The sequence below is a fragment of the Pseudomonadota bacterium genome (assembly GCA_041395565.1).
Taxonomy (GTDB): Bacteria; Pseudomonadota; Gammaproteobacteria; order UBA9214; family UBA9214; genus UBA9214.
The window spans coordinates 244,943-263,295 of record JAWLAI010000002.1 but is presented as its reverse complement, the minus strand read 5'-3'; the positions used below and the strand labels follow the sequence as shown (position 1 = coordinate 263,295).

20 protein-coding genes are annotated in these 18,353 nt (G+C 65.3%); 4 read left to right on the top strand and 16 right to left on the bottom strand.

The genetic code is table 11. The features are described from left to right. Window positions 1-76 precede the first annotated feature (76 nt). The 4 genes from R3F42_01285 to R3F42_01270 all read right to left on the bottom strand — a co-directional run bounded on the left by R3F42_01285 (window position 77) and on the right by R3F42_01270 (window position 2,321). Complete coding sequence (locus R3F42_01285) at window positions 77-640, bottom strand: gamma-glutamylcyclotransferase family protein (protein ID MEZ5540657.1); 564 nt, start codon at window positions 638-640, stop codon at window positions 77-79. Between the two features lie 246 nt (window positions 641-886). After that, complete coding sequence (locus R3F42_01280; protein MEZ5540656.1) at window positions 887-1,363, bottom strand: YbhB/YbcL family Raf kinase inhibitor-like protein; 477 nt, start codon at window positions 1,361-1,363, stop codon at window positions 887-889. A gap of 67 nt (window positions 1,364-1,430) precedes the next feature. Further along, window positions 1,431-1,736, bottom strand: coding sequence for a DUF3175 domain-containing protein (locus R3F42_01275; GenBank protein ID MEZ5540655.1), 306 nt, complete (start codon window positions 1,734-1,736; stop codon window positions 1,431-1,433). Between the two features lie 54 nt (window positions 1,737-1,790). Next, complete coding sequence (locus R3F42_01270; GenBank protein MEZ5540654.1) at window positions 1,791-2,321, bottom strand: pseudouridine synthase; 531 nt, start codon at window positions 2,319-2,321, stop codon at window positions 1,791-1,793. Window positions 2,322-2,648: 327 nt separating this feature from the next. Between R3F42_01270 and R3F42_01265 the strand changes: the two genes are divergently transcribed. Beyond that, complete coding sequence (locus tag R3F42_01265; protein MEZ5540653.1) at window positions 2,649-2,960, top strand: hypothetical protein; 312 nt, start codon at window positions 2,649-2,651, stop codon at window positions 2,958-2,960. A 44-nt stretch (window positions 2,961-3,004) separates the two neighbouring features. Here R3F42_01265 and R3F42_01260 read toward each other — a convergent pair whose 3' ends face one another. From R3F42_01260 to R3F42_01240, 5 genes are all read right to left on the bottom strand, one after another. Further along, window positions 3,005-3,964 (bottom strand): isoaspartyl peptidase/L-asparaginase family protein, encoded by a 960-nt coding sequence (locus R3F42_01260; GenBank protein MEZ5540652.1) that lies wholly within the window; start codon window positions 3,962-3,964, stop codon window positions 3,005-3,007. 33 nt (window positions 3,965-3,997) lie between these two features. Beyond that, window positions 3,998-4,270 carry a TMEM165/GDT1 family protein gene (locus R3F42_01255; GenBank protein MEZ5540651.1) on the bottom strand — a complete coding sequence of 91 codons (273 nt, stop codon included), beginning with the start codon at window positions 4,268-4,270 and terminating at the stop codon, window positions 3,998-4,000. Between the two features lie 146 nt (window positions 4,271-4,416). Beyond that, window positions 4,417-4,929 (bottom strand): hypothetical protein, encoded by a 513-nt coding sequence (locus R3F42_01250; GenBank protein MEZ5540650.1) that lies wholly within the window; start codon window positions 4,927-4,929, stop codon window positions 4,417-4,419. Between the two features lie 156 nt (window positions 4,930-5,085). Next, window positions 5,086-5,757, bottom strand: coding sequence for a Crp/Fnr family transcriptional regulator (locus R3F42_01245; protein MEZ5540649.1), 672 nt, complete (start codon window positions 5,755-5,757; stop codon window positions 5,086-5,088). Window positions 5,758-5,797: 40 nt separating this feature from the next. Continuing rightward, window positions 5,798-6,391 (bottom strand): hypothetical protein, encoded by a 594-nt coding sequence (locus tag R3F42_01240; GenBank protein MEZ5540648.1) that lies wholly within the window; start codon window positions 6,389-6,391, stop codon window positions 5,798-5,800. A gap of 140 nt (window positions 6,392-6,531) precedes the next feature. Between R3F42_01240 and R3F42_01235 the strand changes: the two genes are divergently transcribed. Both R3F42_01235 and R3F42_01230 read left to right on the top strand, forming a co-directional pair. After that, entirely contained in the window at window positions 6,532-7,317 is a 786-nt protein-coding gene (locus R3F42_01235) for a dienelactone hydrolase family protein (GenBank protein ID MEZ5540647.1), read from the top strand. Window positions 7,318-7,504: 187 nt separating this feature from the next. Further along, window positions 7,505-7,999, top strand: a complete 495-nt coding sequence (locus R3F42_01230) for a hypothetical protein (protein MEZ5540646.1) — start codon at window positions 7,505-7,507, stop codon at window positions 7,997-7,999. Between the two features lie 106 nt (window positions 8,000-8,105). Here R3F42_01230 and R3F42_01225 read toward each other — a convergent pair whose 3' ends face one another. Beyond that, window positions 8,106-8,726 carry an RT0821/Lpp0805 family surface protein gene (locus R3F42_01225; protein ID MEZ5540645.1) on the bottom strand — a complete coding sequence of 207 codons (621 nt, stop codon included), beginning with the start codon at window positions 8,724-8,726 and terminating at the stop codon, window positions 8,106-8,108. A 178-nt stretch (window positions 8,727-8,904) separates the two neighbouring features. Further along, the gene (metH, locus tag R3F42_01220) at window positions 8,905-12,594 is read right to left on the bottom strand and encodes a methionine synthase (protein MEZ5540644.1); all 3,690 of its coding nucleotides are present in this window, start codon (window positions 12,592-12,594) and stop codon (window positions 8,905-8,907) included. Between the two features lie 259 nt (window positions 12,595-12,853). On the opposite strand from metH, the gene R3F42_01215 reads away from it, so the two are divergent. Continuing rightward, the gene (locus R3F42_01215) at window positions 12,854-13,612 is read left to right on the top strand and encodes a hypothetical protein (GenBank protein MEZ5540643.1); all 759 of its coding nucleotides are present in this window, start codon (window positions 12,854-12,856) and stop codon (window positions 13,610-13,612) included. 47 nt (window positions 13,613-13,659) lie between these two features. Here the strand turns inward: R3F42_01215 and serS are convergent, their stop codons facing one another. From serS to lolA, 5 genes are all read right to left on the bottom strand, one after another. Then, window positions 13,660-14,937, bottom strand: coding sequence for a serine--tRNA ligase (serS, locus tag R3F42_01210; protein ID MEZ5540642.1), 1,278 nt, complete (start codon window positions 14,935-14,937; stop codon window positions 13,660-13,662). Window positions 14,938-15,365: 428 nt separating this feature from the next. Continuing rightward, entirely contained in the window at window positions 15,366-15,671 is a 306-nt protein-coding gene (locus R3F42_01205) for a DUF190 domain-containing protein (protein ID MEZ5540641.1), read from the bottom strand. Then, the gene (crcB, locus tag R3F42_01200; protein MEZ5540640.1) at window positions 15,668-16,042 is read right to left on the bottom strand and encodes a fluoride efflux transporter CrcB; all 375 of its coding nucleotides are present in this window, start codon (window positions 16,040-16,042) and stop codon (window positions 15,668-15,670) included. The genes R3F42_01205 and crcB overlap by 4 nt, the downstream gene beginning before the upstream one ends. A gap of 357 nt (window positions 16,043-16,399) precedes the next feature. Continuing rightward, window positions 16,400-17,722, bottom strand: a complete 1,323-nt coding sequence (locus R3F42_01195) for a replication-associated recombination protein A (GenBank protein MEZ5540639.1) — start codon at window positions 17,720-17,722, stop codon at window positions 16,400-16,402. A gap of 12 nt (window positions 17,723-17,734) precedes the next feature. Continuing rightward, window positions 17,735-18,352 carry an outer membrane lipoprotein chaperone LolA gene (gene lolA / locus R3F42_01190; GenBank protein MEZ5540638.1) on the bottom strand — a complete coding sequence of 206 codons (618 nt, stop codon included), beginning with the start codon at window positions 18,350-18,352 and terminating at the stop codon, window positions 17,735-17,737. Between the last annotated feature and the right edge of the window lies 1 nt (window position 18,353).

The following is an 18,353-nucleotide window of genomic DNA, read 5'->3' as shown; positions in this document are numbered from 1 at the left end:
AGGGCGGGCGTATAAAAACGCTTTCAATACAAACAGCTAGCTGCATCCCCTGGCAGCCGGCAGGAGCGGCATGGCGTCAGTCACGATAGATCGCGAGTTCGCGCGCGTGGTTTCCGGGTACGGGATCGGCGCATGCGGGAATGCGCCGGATGCGCGCGATATAAGCGGCGGGAAGCGCATGCTCGCACGCGCCGCGCAATACATGCTGCTTGTACCACCGATAGGGTAGCAGCCCCGCCGCGATGTCAGTGGCGTAGTAGGTGAAGGCACGGTACTGAGCGCCGGCGCGGTCCGTCACGGTAACCGTCTTCTCGAGATACCCGTGGCCGAGTCCCTCGCAGGCATCCAGCCGCGGCTTGTCCGTGGCGCGGATTTCAAACACGACGCCGTGTACGACATCGCGGGCACGACCCGTGTGGCAGGCGTCGCACTTCGCGGTACCGTCCCGGCCGCGCTTGTGGAAGCGCAGTGCATGACCCGCGAGGCTGGCCACGGCAACGCGGCGTGCGCTGGCGATGCGACGGCGCAGGCGTGGTGTGGACATGTTCGAACCATAGGCAAAGTACAGCAGCGGTTCGGGGCCCGGCGTCTCCATGAACGGTTTCCTGCCGGTACTGCCGGCACGCGCTAGTATCGGCATGGCCGGATGCGGGCCAGTGCATGCGTCCGCACCGGCCCGGTCATCCCCTGCCCGCGGTGGCCAGCATAGGCAGCCGGCGGGTACGGCCACGCACGCACAATGGCAGCCGGACCTGGTGCAGGGCTAACAGGTTTCGCATCCCCGATTGTCGCATAGTGGCTAGAGCCTGCAGCCACGGCACATGCCCTGCGCTGCCGGGCATAAATCATTGCGCCGGTCCCGGCCGGGCGGATCTCGTGAGCAATGCTAGTCGGACCTCCTGTAGGTGCCGATCAGCTCGGCCTGTGCGATCACATGTCCCTGCATGGCGTTCTCGATGGCCTGTTTGCCGGGCGTCTGCAGGTCCGGCAGCACGCTGTCCAGCGCATAGAGGCGGTGCACATAGCGGTGCCGCCCGAGCGGTGGACAAGGGCCGCCATAGCCGGTGCGTTTCCAGCTGTTGCTGCCTTCGCGTGTACCGGACGGCAGGTCCGCCGGGCCGCAGCCTTCCGGCAGCCCGTGCGCCGTTGGCGGAATGTTGTACAGCACCCAGTGCACCCAGGGCAGGTGCGACGCGTCGGGATCCGAGGCATCCGGATCATCGACGATCAGGACCAGACTGTGCGCCGCAGCGGGTACACCGGTCCATGCCAGCGGCGGTGCGCGGTTGCTCCCGTCACAGGTATAGCGGGCGGGGATCTCTCCGCCCTGGACGAATGCCGCGGATCCGAGCCTGAGCGTCATTGCGGGTTCCTGTTCAGGGTCGACCTCAGAAGCATAGCGTAAAACGGCCGCGGCGGTGTCCCCGGGTTCAACTGCGCGGGGTCCTGCCGTAGAGCCGGCGCAGCTCGTCCTTGGCCTGTTCCAGGACTGCGCGCTGCTGACGGTCCAGATTGCGGCCGGCACGGTTGATGTATAACACCAGCATCGACATGGCAGAGTGGAATGGCGGACGCTTGCGGCGGCGGCTGGCTTCGGCCGAGCGCTGCAGGGAGCGCGCGATGCGGACCGGGTCCTGCCAGGTGAATACGCCCGCCTCCAGGTCGAGCGCATTACTCGTGCGGGTGACCTCGCCGGACCAGCGGGTACCGGCAGCGCGCTTGTGCCTAGCGGCCACGACAGTGCGGGTCCCGGCCGGGCGCGCTCGGTAGCCGGCTGTCGTGCGGCAGGTTCATGCCAGCACGCGATACGTGCCGCTCGGTATACCGTCCAGCGTCCACTTGTCGACACGGTAACGGACCAGCCGCAGCGTGGGATGACCCACCTGTGCCGTCATGCGCCGGACCTGGCGGTTACGGCCCTCGCCGATGGTCAGATCCAGCCAGGCGGTGGGTATGGCCTTGCGCACGCGGATGGGCGGATCGCGCGGCCAGAGCTGGGGCGGCTCGATGCATTCGGCCTGTGCCGGACGGGTCATGCCGTCGTTCAGCGCGACGCCGGAGCGCAACCGCTGCAGCGCGGCCGCATCGGGTACGCCCTCGACCTGTACCCAGTAACCCTTGTGCTTGCCGTGACGGGGGTTGCTGATGCTTTGCTGCAGCCGACCGTCATCCGTCAGCACCAATAGACCCTCGCTGTCGTAGTCCAGGCGTCCGGCACAGTAGACACCGGGGATGTCGATGTAGTCCGCGAGGGTGGTCTTGCCATCGGCGGCAGTGAACTGCGACAGCACCCTGAAGGGCTTGTTGAACAGGACGATCATGCCGTCGGCCGGTTGCGCTCGGTTAAACGCATAGACGAAGGTCTAGCGCGTTGCCTGTGCGTTCGTAACTTGATGCGCATGGCGTGCGCCGGCAGGCATGGCCGGAGACGAGATGACATTTTGTTGACGAGTTGTATGCCGTCGCGCGGGTGCCGCTGTACAGCGCGGAATACGCTAACACGTGCGTCATTTTGTCAGTGGTTGTATCGGTAATTTCGTGAATTAGAATAGCATGCGTTTTGTATTAACCGGATTTGATTAGCGTCAATAACAAATTTCGAGCGGCTGGCATTATCCTTACACCAAATCGACACAAGGAGACGAGCTATGGATGAAACCGGAAAGTTGGCGAAAATGCTGAACACCAGTCGTGACCGGCATGAAGTCGAGGACTGGATGTTCACCCTGACCCCGCTGGGTGTTGCCTTCGTGTTTTTCATTGTCTTCATCCTGAGTTCCGACATCGCCAACAAGGGACTGGTCATGGTGGTCGGAACCGCGGCGGGCTTTGTCGGCCTGCAGAGCTACTGGGTATTCCGGGGCTGGCGCAAGAATCACATTGTCACGGTGCTGATGGGCGTGACCAGCATCGCGCTGGTACTGGGTCTCGTCTGGGTCTACACGACTTTCGCACTCTAGCCTGATTTTCGTGCGGTGGCGGCCGTCAGCCGTCACCGCGCCGTTCACCTGCCTATTCCTCCTGTAGCGTCCGCACGCGGCACGCCGCATGGCGGCACCCCGTTCCAACTGCAACGCGCAGGTCCGCCGTGCTCGATCCAGCCGTGCAGCATTCCCCCGGGCGTAAAGCGGCTGGCGCAGCGGCCGTTGGCATCGATGACGATCACGCCACCGTGACCCGCAACCCGGCGCTGCAGCTGTTCGATGCCGGCCTGCGCCGCACGCGCCGCGTCTTCGCCCAGCAGTTCGATCCGGTCGGCGATGTACTTCGCCAGCACGGTGCGGATGAAATCCTCGCCACGACCGGTCGCGGAAACCGCGCAACTCAAATTGTCGGCGTACACTCCCGCACCGACGAGTGCTGAATCACCGATGCGGCCAGCCCGCTTGCGCGCCACACCGCCGGTCGAGGTCGCCGCTGCCAGATTGCCGCGCTTGTCGCAGGCCACGGCGCCGATGGTGCCGGTCGGTGACTCCGACCCGTCGCCCGGGTCTGCGCTTCGATACTGCTGCAGGCGCGCCGCGGTGACGAGCGCGGCTGCGGCGACGCGGGGTATGCCCTGCTGCCTTGCGTAGCGCGCCGCACCCGCACCTGCAAGCAGCACGTGCCCGCTGTGTCGCATGACCTGCCTGGCCAGGGCGACCGGATTGGCGATGCGGCGGATGGCAGCCACGGCACCTGCGGCGAGGTCGCGCCCGTCCATGATGGCGGCATCCATCTCGATGGCGCCGTCAGCATTCAGTACCGAGCCACGGCCCGCGTTGAACAAGGGATCGTCCTCGAGCCGGCAGGCACAGTATTCGACGGCCCGCAGTGCGCTACCGCCGCGTACCAGGATCTCCCTGCCCTGTTCCAGGATGGCATGCAGGCTGTCGAGTCGCGCGGCGAGCGCCTCAGTGCGCAGCGGCGTGGACGGTGTCAGTGCGCCGCCATGGAGCATGAGCGAATAGGGTCGGTGCGTCATCGCGTGTGCCGGCAGCCGGCAGACCCGTCGCGGCTAGGTTTTCAGCAGGGTCCAGACCCCGATGGCGATGAAGCCTGCGGCGGCGATATAGCGGAGGACCCGTGCGCTGATGTAAGCCGACACGAGACCTCCTGCCAGCACGCCGATGGCGGATGCCACGATCAGCGCCAACGAGGCGCCGAGGAAGACGGTCAGCTTGCTGACCTCACGGTCGGCGGCGAACAGCATGGTTGCCAGCTGGGTCTTGTCGCCCAGTTCGGCGATAAATACGGCGATGAATACGGTCAGCAGAACCTTGATATCCACGACAACGCTTCCTTTGCCTGAGTGGCCGTGCGGCCGCCTGTACCCAACCGCTCACGCCACGTGGACGCGGCGGGCGGCAACCATGCGCGCTACGCAGCGTTCCCGCTCGCAAGCGGCGCGGTGCGCGGACCGTGCCGGTTGCGCGTCTAGGGATAGGCGCGCCAGTAACGGTAGCGATAGGAATAGTCCGGCCGGGCCTGTTCATCGGCGCGACGGCGTGCCTCGATCAGCTCGCGTTGCCACTCGCTGCGCGCGCGGTTCCACTGGCGGCGGTCTTCCGCTGCGGGATTGTTCCACCAGCGACGCGCACTGCGCCAACGTTCCATGTTCTCGCGCCGCTGCCGCGCGGCCTCCCTGATCTGCGCGATGCGCTGGTTCTGCAGGGTGCGGTTGCGGGCGTGGGCCGGTGTTGCTGATTCCGCAGTGCCCGTGTCGGCGGCGGCATCCGTGGCCGTTGCCGGCGCCGCTGCGGTTTCCGCCGGGGCTGCCGCCGCCGCTGCGGTTTCCGCGGTGGCTGCTGGTGCCACGTCGGCGGTTGCGGCGGCAGGCGCGTTCTCGGCTTCGGCCAGTGCCGGATTCGGCCAGCCGGAAGCGCCGTAGAGGGCGAGTGCGGCGGCCAGTGCCACCAACTGCGGGTTGAAGCGCGCGGGTTTGCTCATATTCTCCTCCTGTTATCGCACGTTATCCGGGGCAACCGCCTGGCGCTGCGGCCCCGCAATAGCGCGACACTACCGCCACAGCAGGCGCTATATCTTTGACGGAGGTCAAGCGAAGCGGTATCCGCAGCCAACCACTCCAGAAGTTTTCATATATTTTCAGTCGCTTGCCAGAGAACCCAGGCGCTCGGTATCGAGCAGGGTGATGCTGCCGCGCTGCAGCCGGACAAGCTGGCGCTGTTCGAAATCCTTGAGCTGACGACTGATCACCTCGCGCGCGGTACCAAGTTCGGTCGCAAGTTCCTGATGGGTGGCCTGCAGGGCAGCCGTCGCGTCCGCGTGATCGAGCAGGTGACGGGCCAGGCGGACGTCCACCCGGCCGAATGCGACCTCCTCGACCAGGGTGATGAGACTGCCGAGATGGCCGCTGAACGTGGCGAACACGAACCGCCGGAAGGCGACGGAGGTCTGCACGGCTTGATGGAAACGGTCGGCGGGTATCGCCAGGGCGAGGACCGCGGTGGCCGTTACGCCTTCGGCGGGATAACGGCTGTTACCGAACAGGCAGGACGTGGTCAGTACGCAGGAATCGCCGGGGCTGAGCCGATAGAGCACGATCTCGCGGCCGTTCTCGGCGCGGGTCATCACCTTGACACTGCCTTCGATGACGAGCAGATAGTTGCTGCACTGGTCGCCCTGGTGGAATATCGTTGCGCGCGCCGGCACCCTGACCTCGGCTGCCGCATCCAGCAAGGCCGCGACCTCGGCCTCCATGGCTACCTGTCCCGGCGCGACCAGTTCGGGAAAGATGGCGGGCCAGTCACGCTTCATGCAGCGGCCCGAGGTCCTGTCCGCCACGCCTGTGGCTGACTCACTGTGCGGCGACGAGCCGGTCCAGCTCTTCGAGCGCCCGGCTGGATCGGTGCAGGTTGAAAGTCGCGGTAGTCTCGCCCCAGGGCCAGCGGTGGAAGGTCACGGCCAGCTCACGGCCCGCACGCAGTTGCTTGAGGATGTTACTGTCGGCGGGGACGCAGCCGGTGGCGTTGTGTGCGCCGATCTGCAGCGGCGGATTGCCGTCGACACGCATGCTGACCGCCTTCACCGGATAGTCGTGTCCGAACACGCAGACCGAACGGTATCCACGCGGTTCGCCCTTCAGCCAGGCAATCCACAGCACCGGGGTAGGATGATAGATCTCGTCGCCGACCGAAACACTGATCTTGCCGTAGGTTTCGGCCTTGCATTGCGTGGAAAAATTGACTTCCTCATAGATGCAGTCCACCCGCCAGTTGCCGAACTGTACCCTGCGTTCCCGGGTAGACTGACGGTCCTGCGGCCTGACGCGTTCCATGCGCGTGGCGGACGGCTGATCTTCGTCGCCGCCGGGGGTATAGCTGGGGATCCCGGTGCAGCCGGTGACCAGCAGGATCGGCAGAAGCAGTAACAGACTGGCAGGCATTTTCATGGCAGGCTCCCGTGCATGGATTCAGGTCGTTGCGGTCAGCCGGGATTATTTATCAGAATGCCGTCCACATAAAGCGCCGCAGCGGATTTTTGGCTATATTCCGGGTACCATCCACAGCAACCGAGTACCGGGGAGGCGCCATGTCGCGATATGCACTCGTTTTGATCCTGCTGCTGGGCGGGGTGCCATGCACCCAGGCCAGCGTTGTCGGCCAGGAAGTCACCTACCAGGACGGGGAGACGACCATGAAGGGTTACCTGGCCTGGGATGACGCGATCGCGGGCAAGCGCCCCGGGGTGCTGGTCGTACACGAATGGTGGGGATTGAATGACTATGCGCGCCGGCGTGCCGAGATGCTGGCCGCGCTGGGGTACACGGCACTCGCTGTCGACATGTACGGTGACGGCCGCACCGCCGGCCATCCCGAGGACGCCGGCAAATTCTCCGGTGCCGTACGCAAGGACCTGCCCCTCATGAAGGCGCGCTTCGAGGCCGCCCGTGCCTTCCTCAACCGGCAGCCCAGCGTCGATCCGTCACATAACGCGGCGATCGGCTACTGCTTCGGCGGCAGCGTGGTCCTCGAAATGGCGCGCATGGGCGAGGATCTCGACGGCGTGGTGAGTTTCCACGGCAGTCTCGGCGGTCTCGGTCCGATCAGTGACAAGGTCACCGCCAAGTTCCTGGTGGCCAACGGCGCGGCTGACCCGTTCGTGACGAAGGAGCAGATCGAGCTGTTCGAGCAGGACATGGATGCCGCAGGCGTGGACTACAATTTCATCAGCTACCCGGGCGCGAAGCATAGCTTCACCAACCCGGACGCGGATGCCTTTGGCCAGCAGTTCGGGCTGCCGCTGGCGTACAACGCCGATGCGGATGCGGCCTCCTGGTCGGCCATGCAGGATTTTCTCAAAAACATCTTCAAGTGATGCGCGACCGGCGGGCGCGGCTGTCCCCAGCGGCAGCCGCCCCCCCCCCCCACGTGGCCCTGCCCACGGCGCGACGACGCCGCGGCAGGCGGTCGGGGGCGGCCGCAATACCCCGCTTCTCTTGTGGTTCGGGGCCGCATGCGACACTATTGACGGAAGCGACTGACAATAACAGAGGAGCAACACCATGGACCAAGGCGTAACCAACATCGCTGTCTTGCTGTTGATACTTGTCTGCTTCTGGATCGTTTTCCTGTGGAAGAACTCCCGCAAGCTCAACAGCGACATCAAGCACGTGGCCCAGCAGCACCACCTCATCCGTCATGACGACCGCGTGCGCACCCTGTGCCGGGCTATACACCTGATCAACCCGAATGTCTCCGCCGGCGTCGATTACGTCATCCGGCACGACAATCCGGCACAGGACCCGGTCATTGCGCAATGGAACGCGGACGTGCCGCGCCCCAGCGACGAACAGATCCGGCTCGCGCTGGCCGAACTCGCGAACCGTTACCATGAAGAGGAATATGCCGAGATGCGGCGCGCGGAATATCCCAGTGTCGCGGAGCAGCTGGAGGCGGCCTACGAGGCACGCCAGGGTAATCCGGCCATGCAGCAGGCCATCGACGAGAAGATCCGCAAGGTCAGGGAGAGATACCCCAAGTCCGAGGTCTGCGACTAGAACCTATCTCATTATCCCCCACGCCCGCGTGGGGGAATTCAAATAATCAGCACGCCGTCCGGCACCTGCGTACCGGCCGGCGTCGCAATACCGATCCCCGCCCGGTTCAGAGCCTGGCCCAGCTGCCGTCCGGCTGCCGGCAGGCGCGACCATATACCTGCTCCGCACGTCCGCCGATAGTGGCCCGTGTGGTGTACTCGCGGCAGTAGCGACCGCCCGGATCCTGGTAGGTCGTGGTGGGGGTGACCTGGTATTCCGCGCCGGTGTCGGGGTTGCGCCACTGAATCGCAGCCCGATCCGGAACATGCTCGAGGACCTGGCCGGTGCACTGCTGGTCGCTGGCGTTCATGCTCTGACCGATCGAACGGCCGACCAGGATGCCGATGACCGTCCCGGCGATCGTCGCGACGGTGCGTCCGTCCCCCTTGCCGAGGCGCGAGCCGGCAAGACCGCCGACCACGCCGCCCACGACCGCCCCGAGTGCGTCACGGTCGCAGCGCCCGTTGCGGATATAGCGATTTTCCTGGTCGCGGCTATGCCAGGGCAGCGCCGGCCGGTACTCGCGGTAGCTGTAATGCTCCCGGTGTTCGTAACGGTCATGGTGCTTGTCACGGTAGCCGTGCGCCGGTGCCCAGGGCGGCGGCGTGGCGGACGCTGGACCGGCGACGGCCAGCGTGAGCGTTGCCATTAACAGCGTGCTCGTGAGCTTCAGCGGTGATCTCTGCATATGCCCTGCTCCTGGTTTGTGGTTGCGGCGGGTGCCGCGGTACGACGGTCGGCGGTATCCGGCCCGAGGCGACCATCTTAGGGCGGCAGACCGGTTGCCAACTTGAGCCGCACATGCCAGGGCATGAGCGGCGCGCTTGCTGGCAGTCCGGCCGGGGCCGGCAAGCGCTGTTGCGCGCTCAGGACGCATTCCCCTCCGGATCATAGCCCAGCACCGGCGCCAGCCAGCGTTCGGCCTCTGCGTGCGTCATGCCCTTGCGCTGGGCATAGTCCGCGACTTGATCGCGACCGATCTTGCCGGTGCCGAAGTAGCATGCCTCGGGATGCGCAAAGTACAGTCCCGACACGGATGCCGTGGGCCACATGGCATAGGACTCGGTGAGCGAAATCCCGGCATTGGCGAGGGGTTCGAGCAGCTCCCAGAGGATGGCCTTCTCGGTGTGGTCGGGGCAGGCGGGATAGCCATGCGCCGGCCGGATACCGCGGTATTCCTCCCGGATCAACTCCTCGTTGGACAGGCTCTCTGCCGGCGCGTAGCCCCAGAACTCCTGGCGCACACGCTCGTGCATCCGCTCGGCGAAGGCCTCGGCCAGGCGGTCGGCCAGGGCCTTGAGCAGGATGCCGTGGTAGTCGTCGTGATCCGCCGCGAACACGGCGAGTCGCGCCTCGATGCCGATGCCCGTGGTGACGGCGAAGGCGCCGATATAATCGGCAATACCCGACTCTACGGGAGCGACGAAGTCGGCCAGCGCGTAGTCCGGTGCGTTGCCGCGGTGCGCGATCTGCTGGCGCAGGGTGTGGAATACGGTGCGCACCGTGCTGCGGCTGTCGTCGGTATAGAGCTCGATGTCATCGCCACTGCTGTTGGCCGGGAACAGGCCGATTACCGCCCGGGCCTGCAGCCACTTCTCGCCGACGATCTGTTTCAGCATGGTGTTGGCGTCCTCGAACAGGCGCGTGGCCTCGCTGCCGACTTTCGGGTCGTCGAGGATCTGCGGGAACCTGCCGGACAGCTCCCAGGCCTTGAAGAACGGGCCCCAGTCGATGTAGCGCACCAGCTCGGCGAGCGGATAGTCATCGAACACCTTCAGGCCCAGGAACGCGGGCTGCGCCACCCGGTAATGGCCCCAGTCAGTGGCGAATTTGCGCGCACGGGCCTCGACCAGGTCGAGCAACCGGCGTTCCTTCTGCTGCGCGGCGCGCTGCGCGCGCAACTCGCCATAGCCGTCCTTCAGCTCCCTGATGTAGTCCTCGCGGCGCTCCGCGCTGAGCAGATTGCTTGCCACGCCCACCGCGCGCGAGGCGTCCGGCACATAGACCACGGCGCCCGTGTAGGCCGGGTCGATCTTCACCGCCGTGTGGATGCGCGAGGTCGTGGCGCCGCCGATCAGCAGCGGCTGCGTCAGGCCGCGACGCTGCATCTCGCGCGCGATGTGCACCATCTCGTCCAGCGACGGCGTGATCAGCCCGGACAGGCCGATGATGTCCGCCTGCCGTTCCTGCGCGGCCTGGAGGATGTTGTCGGCCGGCACCATGACCCCGAGATCGATCACCTCGTAGTTGTTGCACTGCAGGACCACGCCGACGATGTTCTTGCCGATATCGTGGACGTCGCCCTTCACGGTCGCCAGCAGGATGCGGCCGTTGCTGGTGGAAGCGGCGTCCTTCTCGGCTTCCATATACGGCATCAGATAGGCCACCGCCTTTTTCATCACCCGTGCGGATTTGACCACCTGCGGCAGGAACATCTTGCCGGCGCCGAACAGGTCGCCGACCACGTTCATGCCGGCCATGAGCGGGCCTTCGATCACCTCGAGCGGCCGGGCGGCCGCGCGCCGCGCCTCCTCGGTGTCCTGCTCGATGTAGTCCGCGATGCCCTTGACGAGCGCATGCTCCAGGCGCTTGTTGACCTCCCACTCGCGCCAGGCCGCGGCGACGGCCTGCTCCGCACCGGTGCCGTCGCCGCGGTATCGCTCGGCGATCTCGAGCAAGCGTTCGGTCGCATCCGGTCTGCGATTCAGGACCACGTCCTCGACCCGCTCGCGCAGCTCACCCGGGATTTCGTCGTAGATGGCCAGCTGGCCGGCGTTGACGATGCCCATGTCCATGCCGGCACGGATGGCGTGGAAGAGAAACACGGCGTGGATCGCCTCGCGCACCGGGTTGTTGCCGCGGAACGAGAACGAGACGTTGGACACGCCGCCGGAGACCAGCGCGTGCGGCAACTGCGACTTGATGTCATGCGTGGCGTCGATGAAATCGCGCCCGTAGTTGTTGTGCTCCTCGATGCCGGTCGCGACCGCGAAGATGTTCGGGTCGAAGATGATGTCCTCCGGCGGGAAGCCGGCCTGTTCGACCAGCAGCCGGTAGGCGCGCCGGCAGATCTCGAGCTTGCGCGCACGCGTGTCGGCCTGCCCCTGTTCGTCGAAGGCCATGACGATCGCGGCGGCGCCGTAGCGGCGCACCGCCCTGGCGTGGGCGAGGAACTCGTCCTCGCCTTCCTTCAGGCTGATGGAGTTCACCACGCCCTTGCCCTGGATACATTTCAGCCCGGCCTCGAGCACCTCCCACTTGGAGGAATCGATCATGACCGGCACGCGCGCGATGTCGGGTTCGGCCGCGATCAGGTGCAGGAAACGCACCATCGCCGCCTGCGAGTCGAGCATGCCCTCGTCCATATTGACGTCGATGATCTGCGCGCCGTTTTCCACCTGCTGGCGGGCGACGTCCAGGGCATGCTCGTAGTCGCCCTCCGTGATCAGGCGCCGGAAGATCGCCGAGCCGGTGACGTTGGTGCGTTCACCGACGTTGACGAACAGCGATTCCGGGCCGATGTTGCACGGTTCCAGGCCGGCGAGGCGGCACTGTTGAGGAATGGCGGGGATCCTGCGTGGCGGGTGTTTGCCGACCGCCGCCACGATGGCCCTGATGTGTGCCGGCGTGGTCCCGCAGCAGCCACCGATGATGTTGACGAAACCGCTCGCGGCCCAGTCCGCCAGCTCGCGGGCCATGGTCTCCGGCGTCTCGTCGTATTCGCCGAATTCGTTCGGCAGTCCGGCGTTGGGATGCGCCGAGACGAAGGTTGCCGCGATGCCGGACAGTTCCTCGACGTACTGGCGCAACTGGGCGGCGCCGAGCGCGCAATTGAGCCCGATCGAGAGCGGCCGCGCATGACGCAGCGAATTGTAGAAGGCCTCGGTCACCTGGCCGCTGAGCGTGCGCCCGGACTGGTCGGTGATGGTGCCCGAGATCATCACCGGCAGGCGTATGCCGGCGGTTTCGAAGTATTCCTCGATGGCGTACAGCGCCGCCTTGGCGTTGAGGGTATCGAAGACGGTCTCCACCAGCAGCAGGTCGGCGCCGCCCTCGACCAGGCCGCGCGTGGCTTCGAGATAGGCCGCGACCAGCGCGTCGAATGTGATGTTGCGGAAACCGGGATCGTTGACGTCCGGTGAGATCGAGGCGGTGCGGTTGGTCGGGCCGAGCACGCCGGCGACGAAACGCGGCTTGTCCGGCGTTTTCCGGGTGAACGTGTCCGCGACGTCGCGTGCCAGCCTGGCAGCGGCGACGTTGATTTCGTGGGCCAGTTCCTCCATGCCGTAGTCGGCCATCGCCACGCGCGTAGCGTTGAAGGTGTTCGTCTCCAGGATGTCCGCCCCGGCTTCCAGGTACTCGCGGTGGATGTCCGCGATAAGCGCCGGGCGGGTCAGCACCAGCAGGTCGTTGTTGCCCTTCAGATCGCGCGGCCACGCCGCGAAGCGTTCGCCCCGGTAATCCGCCTCGCCGAGTTTGTGGCGCTGGATCATGGTACCCATCGCACCGTCGAGGAACAGGATGCGTTGCTCTAGCAGTTCGTTGATTTTTGTCATTGCATCAGCGGGCTGGGTTAAAAAGCGCAAGTCTAACATGAACGGCGCCGATAATTGCATGATCCGTAAATGAAAACAGCGCCCGCACGCGACTGCCGGCGTTGTCAGGCACGATCATGCGATCGACCGGGTAAAAGCACAAAATCTCGGGGTTGGTTCTGTATCCAAACCCTACATCTGGTTTTATACTGCGTAAAGTGATGCGGGTGCGAAAATCTCCTACTCTCAGGGACAGGTGTCGATTGACACAGGTCAGGCAATGAAACGCTCAGGCGCCATTCTCCTACTGCTGTGCGCGCTGTCCGGGGCAGGATCGGCACGGGCGGCGGACGACATGTTCAGCATGATGTTCCGCATGATGCTGACCATGATGAACGTCATGTCCGATGCCATGCACGACAAGGATAACGGTTGGGGTGGTGGCAACTGGAGCGACAATTTCGGCGTCGGCGGCCTGAACAACTTTAATGCGGGAATGCAATCCTGGCCGATGCTGTCGGGTCTCGGCTCGCCGTTCACCAGCTTCGGCTATTCCCCGTTCAATACCTTCGGTATGTCGCCCTGGTCGGGGATGTCGCCCTGGTCCGGCATGTCGCCGTGGTCGCTGGGCAGCAACCCCTGGAGCGCGATGCCGGCCACTGGCTGGCCGGGGGCGGGTTATGCGCCGTTCCGGAATTCAGGTAGGGGCTACCCGCAGCAATTCGGCAACCTTATGCCCGGCAACTGGTATGGCGGCGGACTGCCCGCGGCCGTTTCGCTGCTCGATGGACGCTGGTACGGGACGTCCGGTGAAATCCTGGAGATCCGCGGCAACCGCTTTCGTCTGCGGCAGGGCCAGTTGAGCGTCGATGGCGCCATCACGCTCGAAAGCGACGTCGTTACCCTGTACAGCCCGAAGACCAACTCCGCGACCCGTTACACCTTCCTGCGCAACCAGTCGGGACTGCTGCTGCAGGATGCCGCCGGCAAGCTGCTGCGCTTTACCAACCGGCCGTACAACCGCTACCGCATTTTCTAGAACCTATCTCATCATCCCGCACCGGGATTCTCGGGGATCGCGGGGGCTCAGGCACCGATGACGGTGACATCGCCCATGTAGGGCCGCAGCACCGGGGGCACGCGGATCGAGCCATCCGCCTGCTGGTAGTTTTCCATGACCGCGACCAGTGTGCGCCCCACTGCCAGTCCGGATCCGTTCAGGGTGTGCAGGAGTTCCGGCTTGCCGGTTTCGGGATTGCGCCAGCGCGCCTGCATGCGGCGTGCCTGAAACGCCTCGAAATTGCTGCACGAGGAGATCTCGCGGTATTTCTGCTGCCCCGGCAGCCACACCTCCAGATCGTAGGTCTTCGCGGCGGAGAAGCCGATATCGCCCGTGCACAGCGCGACCACCCGGTAGGGCAGCTCGAGCTGCTGCAGGATGGCCTCGGCGTGACCGGTGAGTTCCTCCAGGGCGGCCCAGGAATCCTGCGGCCGCACCAGCTGGACCATTTCCACCTTCTCGAATTGGTGCTGGCGGATCATGCCGCGCGTGTCCTTGCCATAGGACCCGGCCTCGGAACGGAAGCACGGGGTGTGCGCGGTCAACCGCAGCGGCAACGCGGCGGCGTCGATGATTTCATCACGCACCAGATTCGTGACCGGCACCTCCGCCGTCGGTATCAGGTAGTACGCCTGTTCGCCGGCGGTGCGGAACAGGTCTGCCTCGAATTTGGGCAGCTGGCCGGTGCCGCGCAGGCTATCGGCGTTCACCAGGTAGGGAACATATACCTCGCGGTAGCCGTGCGCACGGGTATGGGTGTCGAGCATGAACTGGATCAGTGCACGGTGCAGCCGCGCGAGCAGACCCTGGATCACGGCGAAACGCGACCCGGTGAGCTTCGCGGCGGTCTCGAAATCCAGCAGGCCCAGCCGCTCGCCGAGGTCGACATGGTCCTGCGGCTCGAAATCGAAGGCCGTCGGTTCGCCCCAGCGCCGGAGCTCGGGATTGTCCTCCTCGCCCCTGCCCTCCGGAACGGAGTCGTGCGGTATGTTGGGAATCTCCAGCAGGATGGCGTTGAGCTCCTCCTGCAGCGCTGCCAGCGCGTCCTCGGCCGCCTTGAGCTGCGCGCCCAGGCCCTCGACCTCCTGCAGCAGCGGTGCGATATCCGCGCCCGCCGCCTTGGCCTTGCCGATGCCCTTGGAGCGGGCATTGCGCTCAGCCTGCAATTCCTGGGTCCGCACCTGGAGCGCCTTGCGGCGTGCCTCCAGCGCCTGCAGCGCTGCCGTGTCCAGGGTGTAACCACGCCGGGCCAGTTGCCTCGCGACGGTCTCGAGTTCGGTGCGCAGGAGTCGGGGATCGAGCATGGCAGTCCTTTTCGGCGTTGTCGGGTTGTGCTGCTGGAGCGGGATTGTAATGCAGGAGCCGGCAGGCTGGCGAATGGGTGAATACTCCACCGGCTAAAGCCGGTGGCTTCAGGTTACGGCTGAAAGCCGGATCGATCGGCCACCCGGCCGATTGCCCCGACATACAACTCCGCTGGCGTTCCACGCTCCCCGTGCACCGCACTTGCCCATACGCCTGTATGAAGGTCCCCGTCATTGCGGCGCAGGCCGCAATCCAGATCTACCCATGGAGCAGTCTCTCTGGCTGCCGGCATACGCCGGCATGACGATTTGCCGCCTGAAGGCGGGGGGGGTTACTGATCCCCTATTAGAGACGCTAAACCCATCTCATAATCCCGTGCGGGATTATGAGATGGGATCTGTAACGGTGGCTTGCCGGAGCACCCGGGTTATACATACAGCGTCGCCGGCCAGCTCACGACATGTCCGGGTTCGATTTCCTTGCCGATATGCGCCATGATCCGTTCGAGCTTGTGCGGCTCGTCGAAGAATTCCACGACCAGCGGCAGGTCCAGCGACATGTCCAGCAGGCTGGACGAGTGCAGTTTACCGGATCGGCCAAAGCCGCTGATGCCGCGCAGCACGGTCACGCCCCTGACCTTGGCTTCGTCATGCAGGCATTTCAGCAAAGCGGTGAGGCGTCCCTCCCCCTCGGTCAGATACACATGGACGAAGATGACATCGAGCTGTTTCATAACTGCCTCGCAGCGAAGACGCCGAGGCCGGCGGCGAAAATGCAGACAATCACGCTGACCAGGACGTTGGCCAGCGCCCTGCCCGCCTGGCCGGTCTCCAGCAGGTTGAGGGTTTCGATGGAAAAGGTCGAGAACGTCGTGAAGGCGCCGAGCAGGCCGATCATGAGGAAGGCGCGCAGCGCGGGAGCGGCGGCCGTGCGTTCGATGAGCCAGATATAGAGGAAGCCCATGAGCAGGCTGCCGAGGACATTCACCGTCAGGGTGCCCCAGGGAAAGGCCGTGCCGAAGCGGCCGTGCACCGACACCGAGGTCCAGTAACGCAGCAGCGCCCCGAGCGCACCGCCGGCGGCGATGGCGAGCAGCTGGTTCATGTCCGCGCGACCTGATTCATGGCGCTATGGTACCTCCTGGGCGGCATGCAGGCACGCCGGAAATTTCAGGACCCAGGCCGGAATAAACGATTTACCACAGCGATCACAGCGGCTGATCAATGCTGGCGGGATCGAACACGCAACTGAATTCAGGCGCAAATGATTGTGGAACATCTGATTAACCCGTCTCTGCGATTGCAGCGGTGCAATCCCCACTATGGCATCGACTGACTGGCGCTTGCTGCGGAACGTCGTTCCTCGCACTGACGTATCAATCAGCGGATCCTCTCTGTTACCTGGGTGCGCTGTATCCGCTGGGGCGCTAGCCTTGGCGTATTTGCGCCTTGGCGCGGGCCGTCATTTCTTCGCCTGCCGGCGGTCCAACTCGCGCAGGTGGGCGAGCTTCTCGGCGAGCTTGATCTCCAGGCCGCGCGGCACGGGTCGGTAGTAGTTCGGCGTCCCCATGCCTTCCGGGAAGTAGCATTCACCGGCCGCGTAGGCCTCCGGTTCGTCATGCGCGTAACGGTATTCCCGGCCATAGCCGAGTTCCTTCATGAGCCGGGTCGGTGCGTTGCGCAGGTGCACCGGCACCTCCAGCGAGCCGGTCCTGCCGATGTCGCCGCGTGCCGTATTGTAGGCCGTGTACACGGCATTGCTCTTGGGTGCGCAGGCCAGGTACAGCACCGCCTGGGCCAGCGCCAGTTCGCCTTCGGGGCTGCCCAGGCGCTCCTGCACGTCCCAGGCATTCAGGCACAGCGTGAGCGCACGCGGATCCGCGTTGCCGATATCCTCGGATGCCATGCGCACGATGCGCCTGGCGAGATAGAGCGGGTCGCAGCCACCGTCCAGCATGCGCACCAGCCAGTACAGCGCCGCGTCGGGGCTGGAGCCGCGTACCGACTTGTGCAGCGCGGAGATCTGGTCGTAGAAGTCGTCCCCGCCCTTGTCGAAGCGCCGGGTACCGCCGCTGATGACCTCGGCAAACACACCCTCGGGTATGACCGCCACGCCGTCTTCCGTCGCGGCCAGATCCGCGGCGATCTCCAGCAGGTTCAGTGCACGCCGCGCGTCGCCGTCGGCGGCCACGGCCAAGCGGTCGAGCCAGTCACCCGGAATCGACAGCCGGCGCGTGCCCAGTCCATGCACGGGATCGGCGAGCGCCGTGTCGATGATGGCGCGCAGGGCAGCGGGTTCGAGTCGTCTGAGCACGTAGGTACGCACCCGCGAGAGCAGCGCGCGGTTCAGTTCAAACGACGGGTTCTCGGTGGTCGCCCCGATGAAGATGACCGTGCCATCCTCCACGTAAGGCAGGAAGGCGTCCTGCTGGGACTTGTTGAAGCGGTGCGCCTCGTCCACGAACAGGATGGTCGGCCGCCCATCCCGCTCGCGCAGTTCCTGCGCCGTGGCGACGGCGGCCCGTATTTCCTTCACCCCCGCGAGCACCGCCGACAGGGTGAGGAATTGTGCGTTGGACTGCTCGGCCAGCAACCGTGCCAGGGTGGTCTTGCCGGTGCCCGGCGGGCCCCACAGCACCATGGAGTGCAGATTGCCCTCCTCGATGGCGCGCTGCAGCGGCTTGCCCGGACCGAGGATATGCGGCTGGCCGGTGAAAGCGGCCAGGTTGCGCGGTCGCATGCGGTCGGCCAGGGGCCGGTAGGGTGCAACGGCGTGATCCGGCATACGCGCGTGGCGTCAGTCGGTTGCTCCCACCACATCCGCCCCGGGCGGCGGCTCGAAGTGGAAGAGTTCCTTTCCGAGCGGCGGGTTGCGGACCACGTTGCTGAAGCTGAAGGTCGTGGTGTTGCCAAAGCTGTCGTGCGCCTCGATGCGGGACAGCACGCCGTCGGCAAAGGCGAGCGTGAGCGTGGTGATGTTGCTGTCGTCCGTGCGCGGGGTGAGCCGCACCTGCCCGTTCGCCACTTCCTCGATGGTGAATGCCTCGGCCAGTGGCCGGCTGCCGCTGAGCAGCATCGCGGGGGTCGCGGTCAGCACCTCGTTCGCAGGCTGCACAGTGACCTGTTCCAGGTCCTCGTCATACGACCAGACCCGCTCGCCATCGGCAACGAGTTGCTGCTTGTACGGGGCGAGATAATCCCAGCGGAAGCGCCCCGGACGCATGATCCAAAGCTGGCCGCGTGACGACTGGACGGTCCGGGCGCTGCTGTCGACCACCAGTTGGTCGAAATCGGCCTGCAGGGTGACCAGATCGCTGAAGAAACGCTCCACGTACGCCGGTGTTGTTCCCGCCAGCACCGGCGTGGCCAGGCACAGCAGGGCCGTGCACAGGACCTTGATCAGACGGATGGGCATG

Bases quoted from the DNA above. Each gene is read 5' to 3' on its own strand.
- R3F42_01285 (MEZ5540657.1), bottom strand. From the start codon at position 640: ATGCCGATACTAGCGCGTGCCGGCAGTACCGGCAGGAAACCGTTCATG.
- R3F42_01280 (MEZ5540656.1), bottom strand. From the start codon at position 1,363: ATGACGCTCAGGCTCGGATCCGCGGCATTCGTCCAGGGCGGAGAGATC.
- R3F42_01270 (MEZ5540654.1), bottom strand. From the start codon at position 2,321: ATGATCGTCCTGTTCAACAAGCCCTTCAGGGTGCTGTCGCAGTTCACT.
- R3F42_01265 (MEZ5540653.1), top strand. From the start codon at position 2,649: ATGGATGAAACCGGAAAGTTGGCGAAAATGCTGAACACCAGTCGTGAC.
- R3F42_01260 (MEZ5540652.1), bottom strand. From the start codon at position 3,964: ATGACGCACCGACCCTATTCGCTCATGCTCCATGGCGGCGCACTGACA.
- R3F42_01250 (MEZ5540650.1), bottom strand. From the start codon at position 4,929: ATGAGCAAACCCGCGCGCTTCAACCCGCAGTTGGTGGCACTGGCCGCC.
- R3F42_01245 (MEZ5540649.1), bottom strand. From the start codon at position 5,757: ATGAAGCGTGACTGGCCCGCCATCTTTCCCGAACTGGTCGCGCCGGGA.
- R3F42_01240 (MEZ5540648.1), bottom strand. From the start codon at position 6,391: ATGAAAATGCCTGCCAGTCTGTTACTGCTTCTGCCGATCCTGCTGGTC.
- R3F42_01235 (MEZ5540647.1), top strand. From the start codon at position 6,532: ATGTCGCGATATGCACTCGTTTTGATCCTGCTGCTGGGCGGGGTGCCA.
- R3F42_01230 (MEZ5540646.1), top strand. From the start codon at position 7,505: ATGGACCAAGGCGTAACCAACATCGCTGTCTTGCTGTTGATACTTGTC.
- R3F42_01225 (MEZ5540645.1), bottom strand. From the start codon at position 8,726: ATGCAGAGATCACCGCTGAAGCTCACGAGCACGCTGTTAATGGCAACG.
- metH (MEZ5540644.1), bottom strand. From the start codon at position 12,594: ATGACAAAAATCAACGAACTGCTAGAGCAACGCATCCTGTTCCTCGAC.
- R3F42_01215 (MEZ5540643.1), top strand. From the start codon at position 12,854: ATGAAACGCTCAGGCGCCATTCTCCTACTGCTGTGCGCGCTGTCCGGG.
- serS (MEZ5540642.1), bottom strand. From the start codon at position 14,937: ATGCTCGATCCCCGACTCCTGCGCACCGAACTCGAGACCGTCGCGAGG.
- R3F42_01205 (MEZ5540641.1), bottom strand. From the start codon at position 15,671: ATGAAACAGCTCGATGTCATCTTCGTCCATGTGTATCTGACCGAGGGG.
- crcB (MEZ5540640.1), bottom strand. From the start codon at position 16,042: ATGAACCAGCTGCTCGCCATCGCCGCCGGCGGTGCGCTCGGGGCGCTG.
- R3F42_01195 (MEZ5540639.1), bottom strand. From the start codon at position 17,722: ATGCCGGATCACGCCGTTGCACCCTACCGGCCCCTGGCCGACCGCATG.
- lolA (MEZ5540638.1), bottom strand. From the start codon at position 18,352: ATGCCCATCCGTCTGATCAAGGTCCTGTGCACGGCCCTGCTGTGCCTG.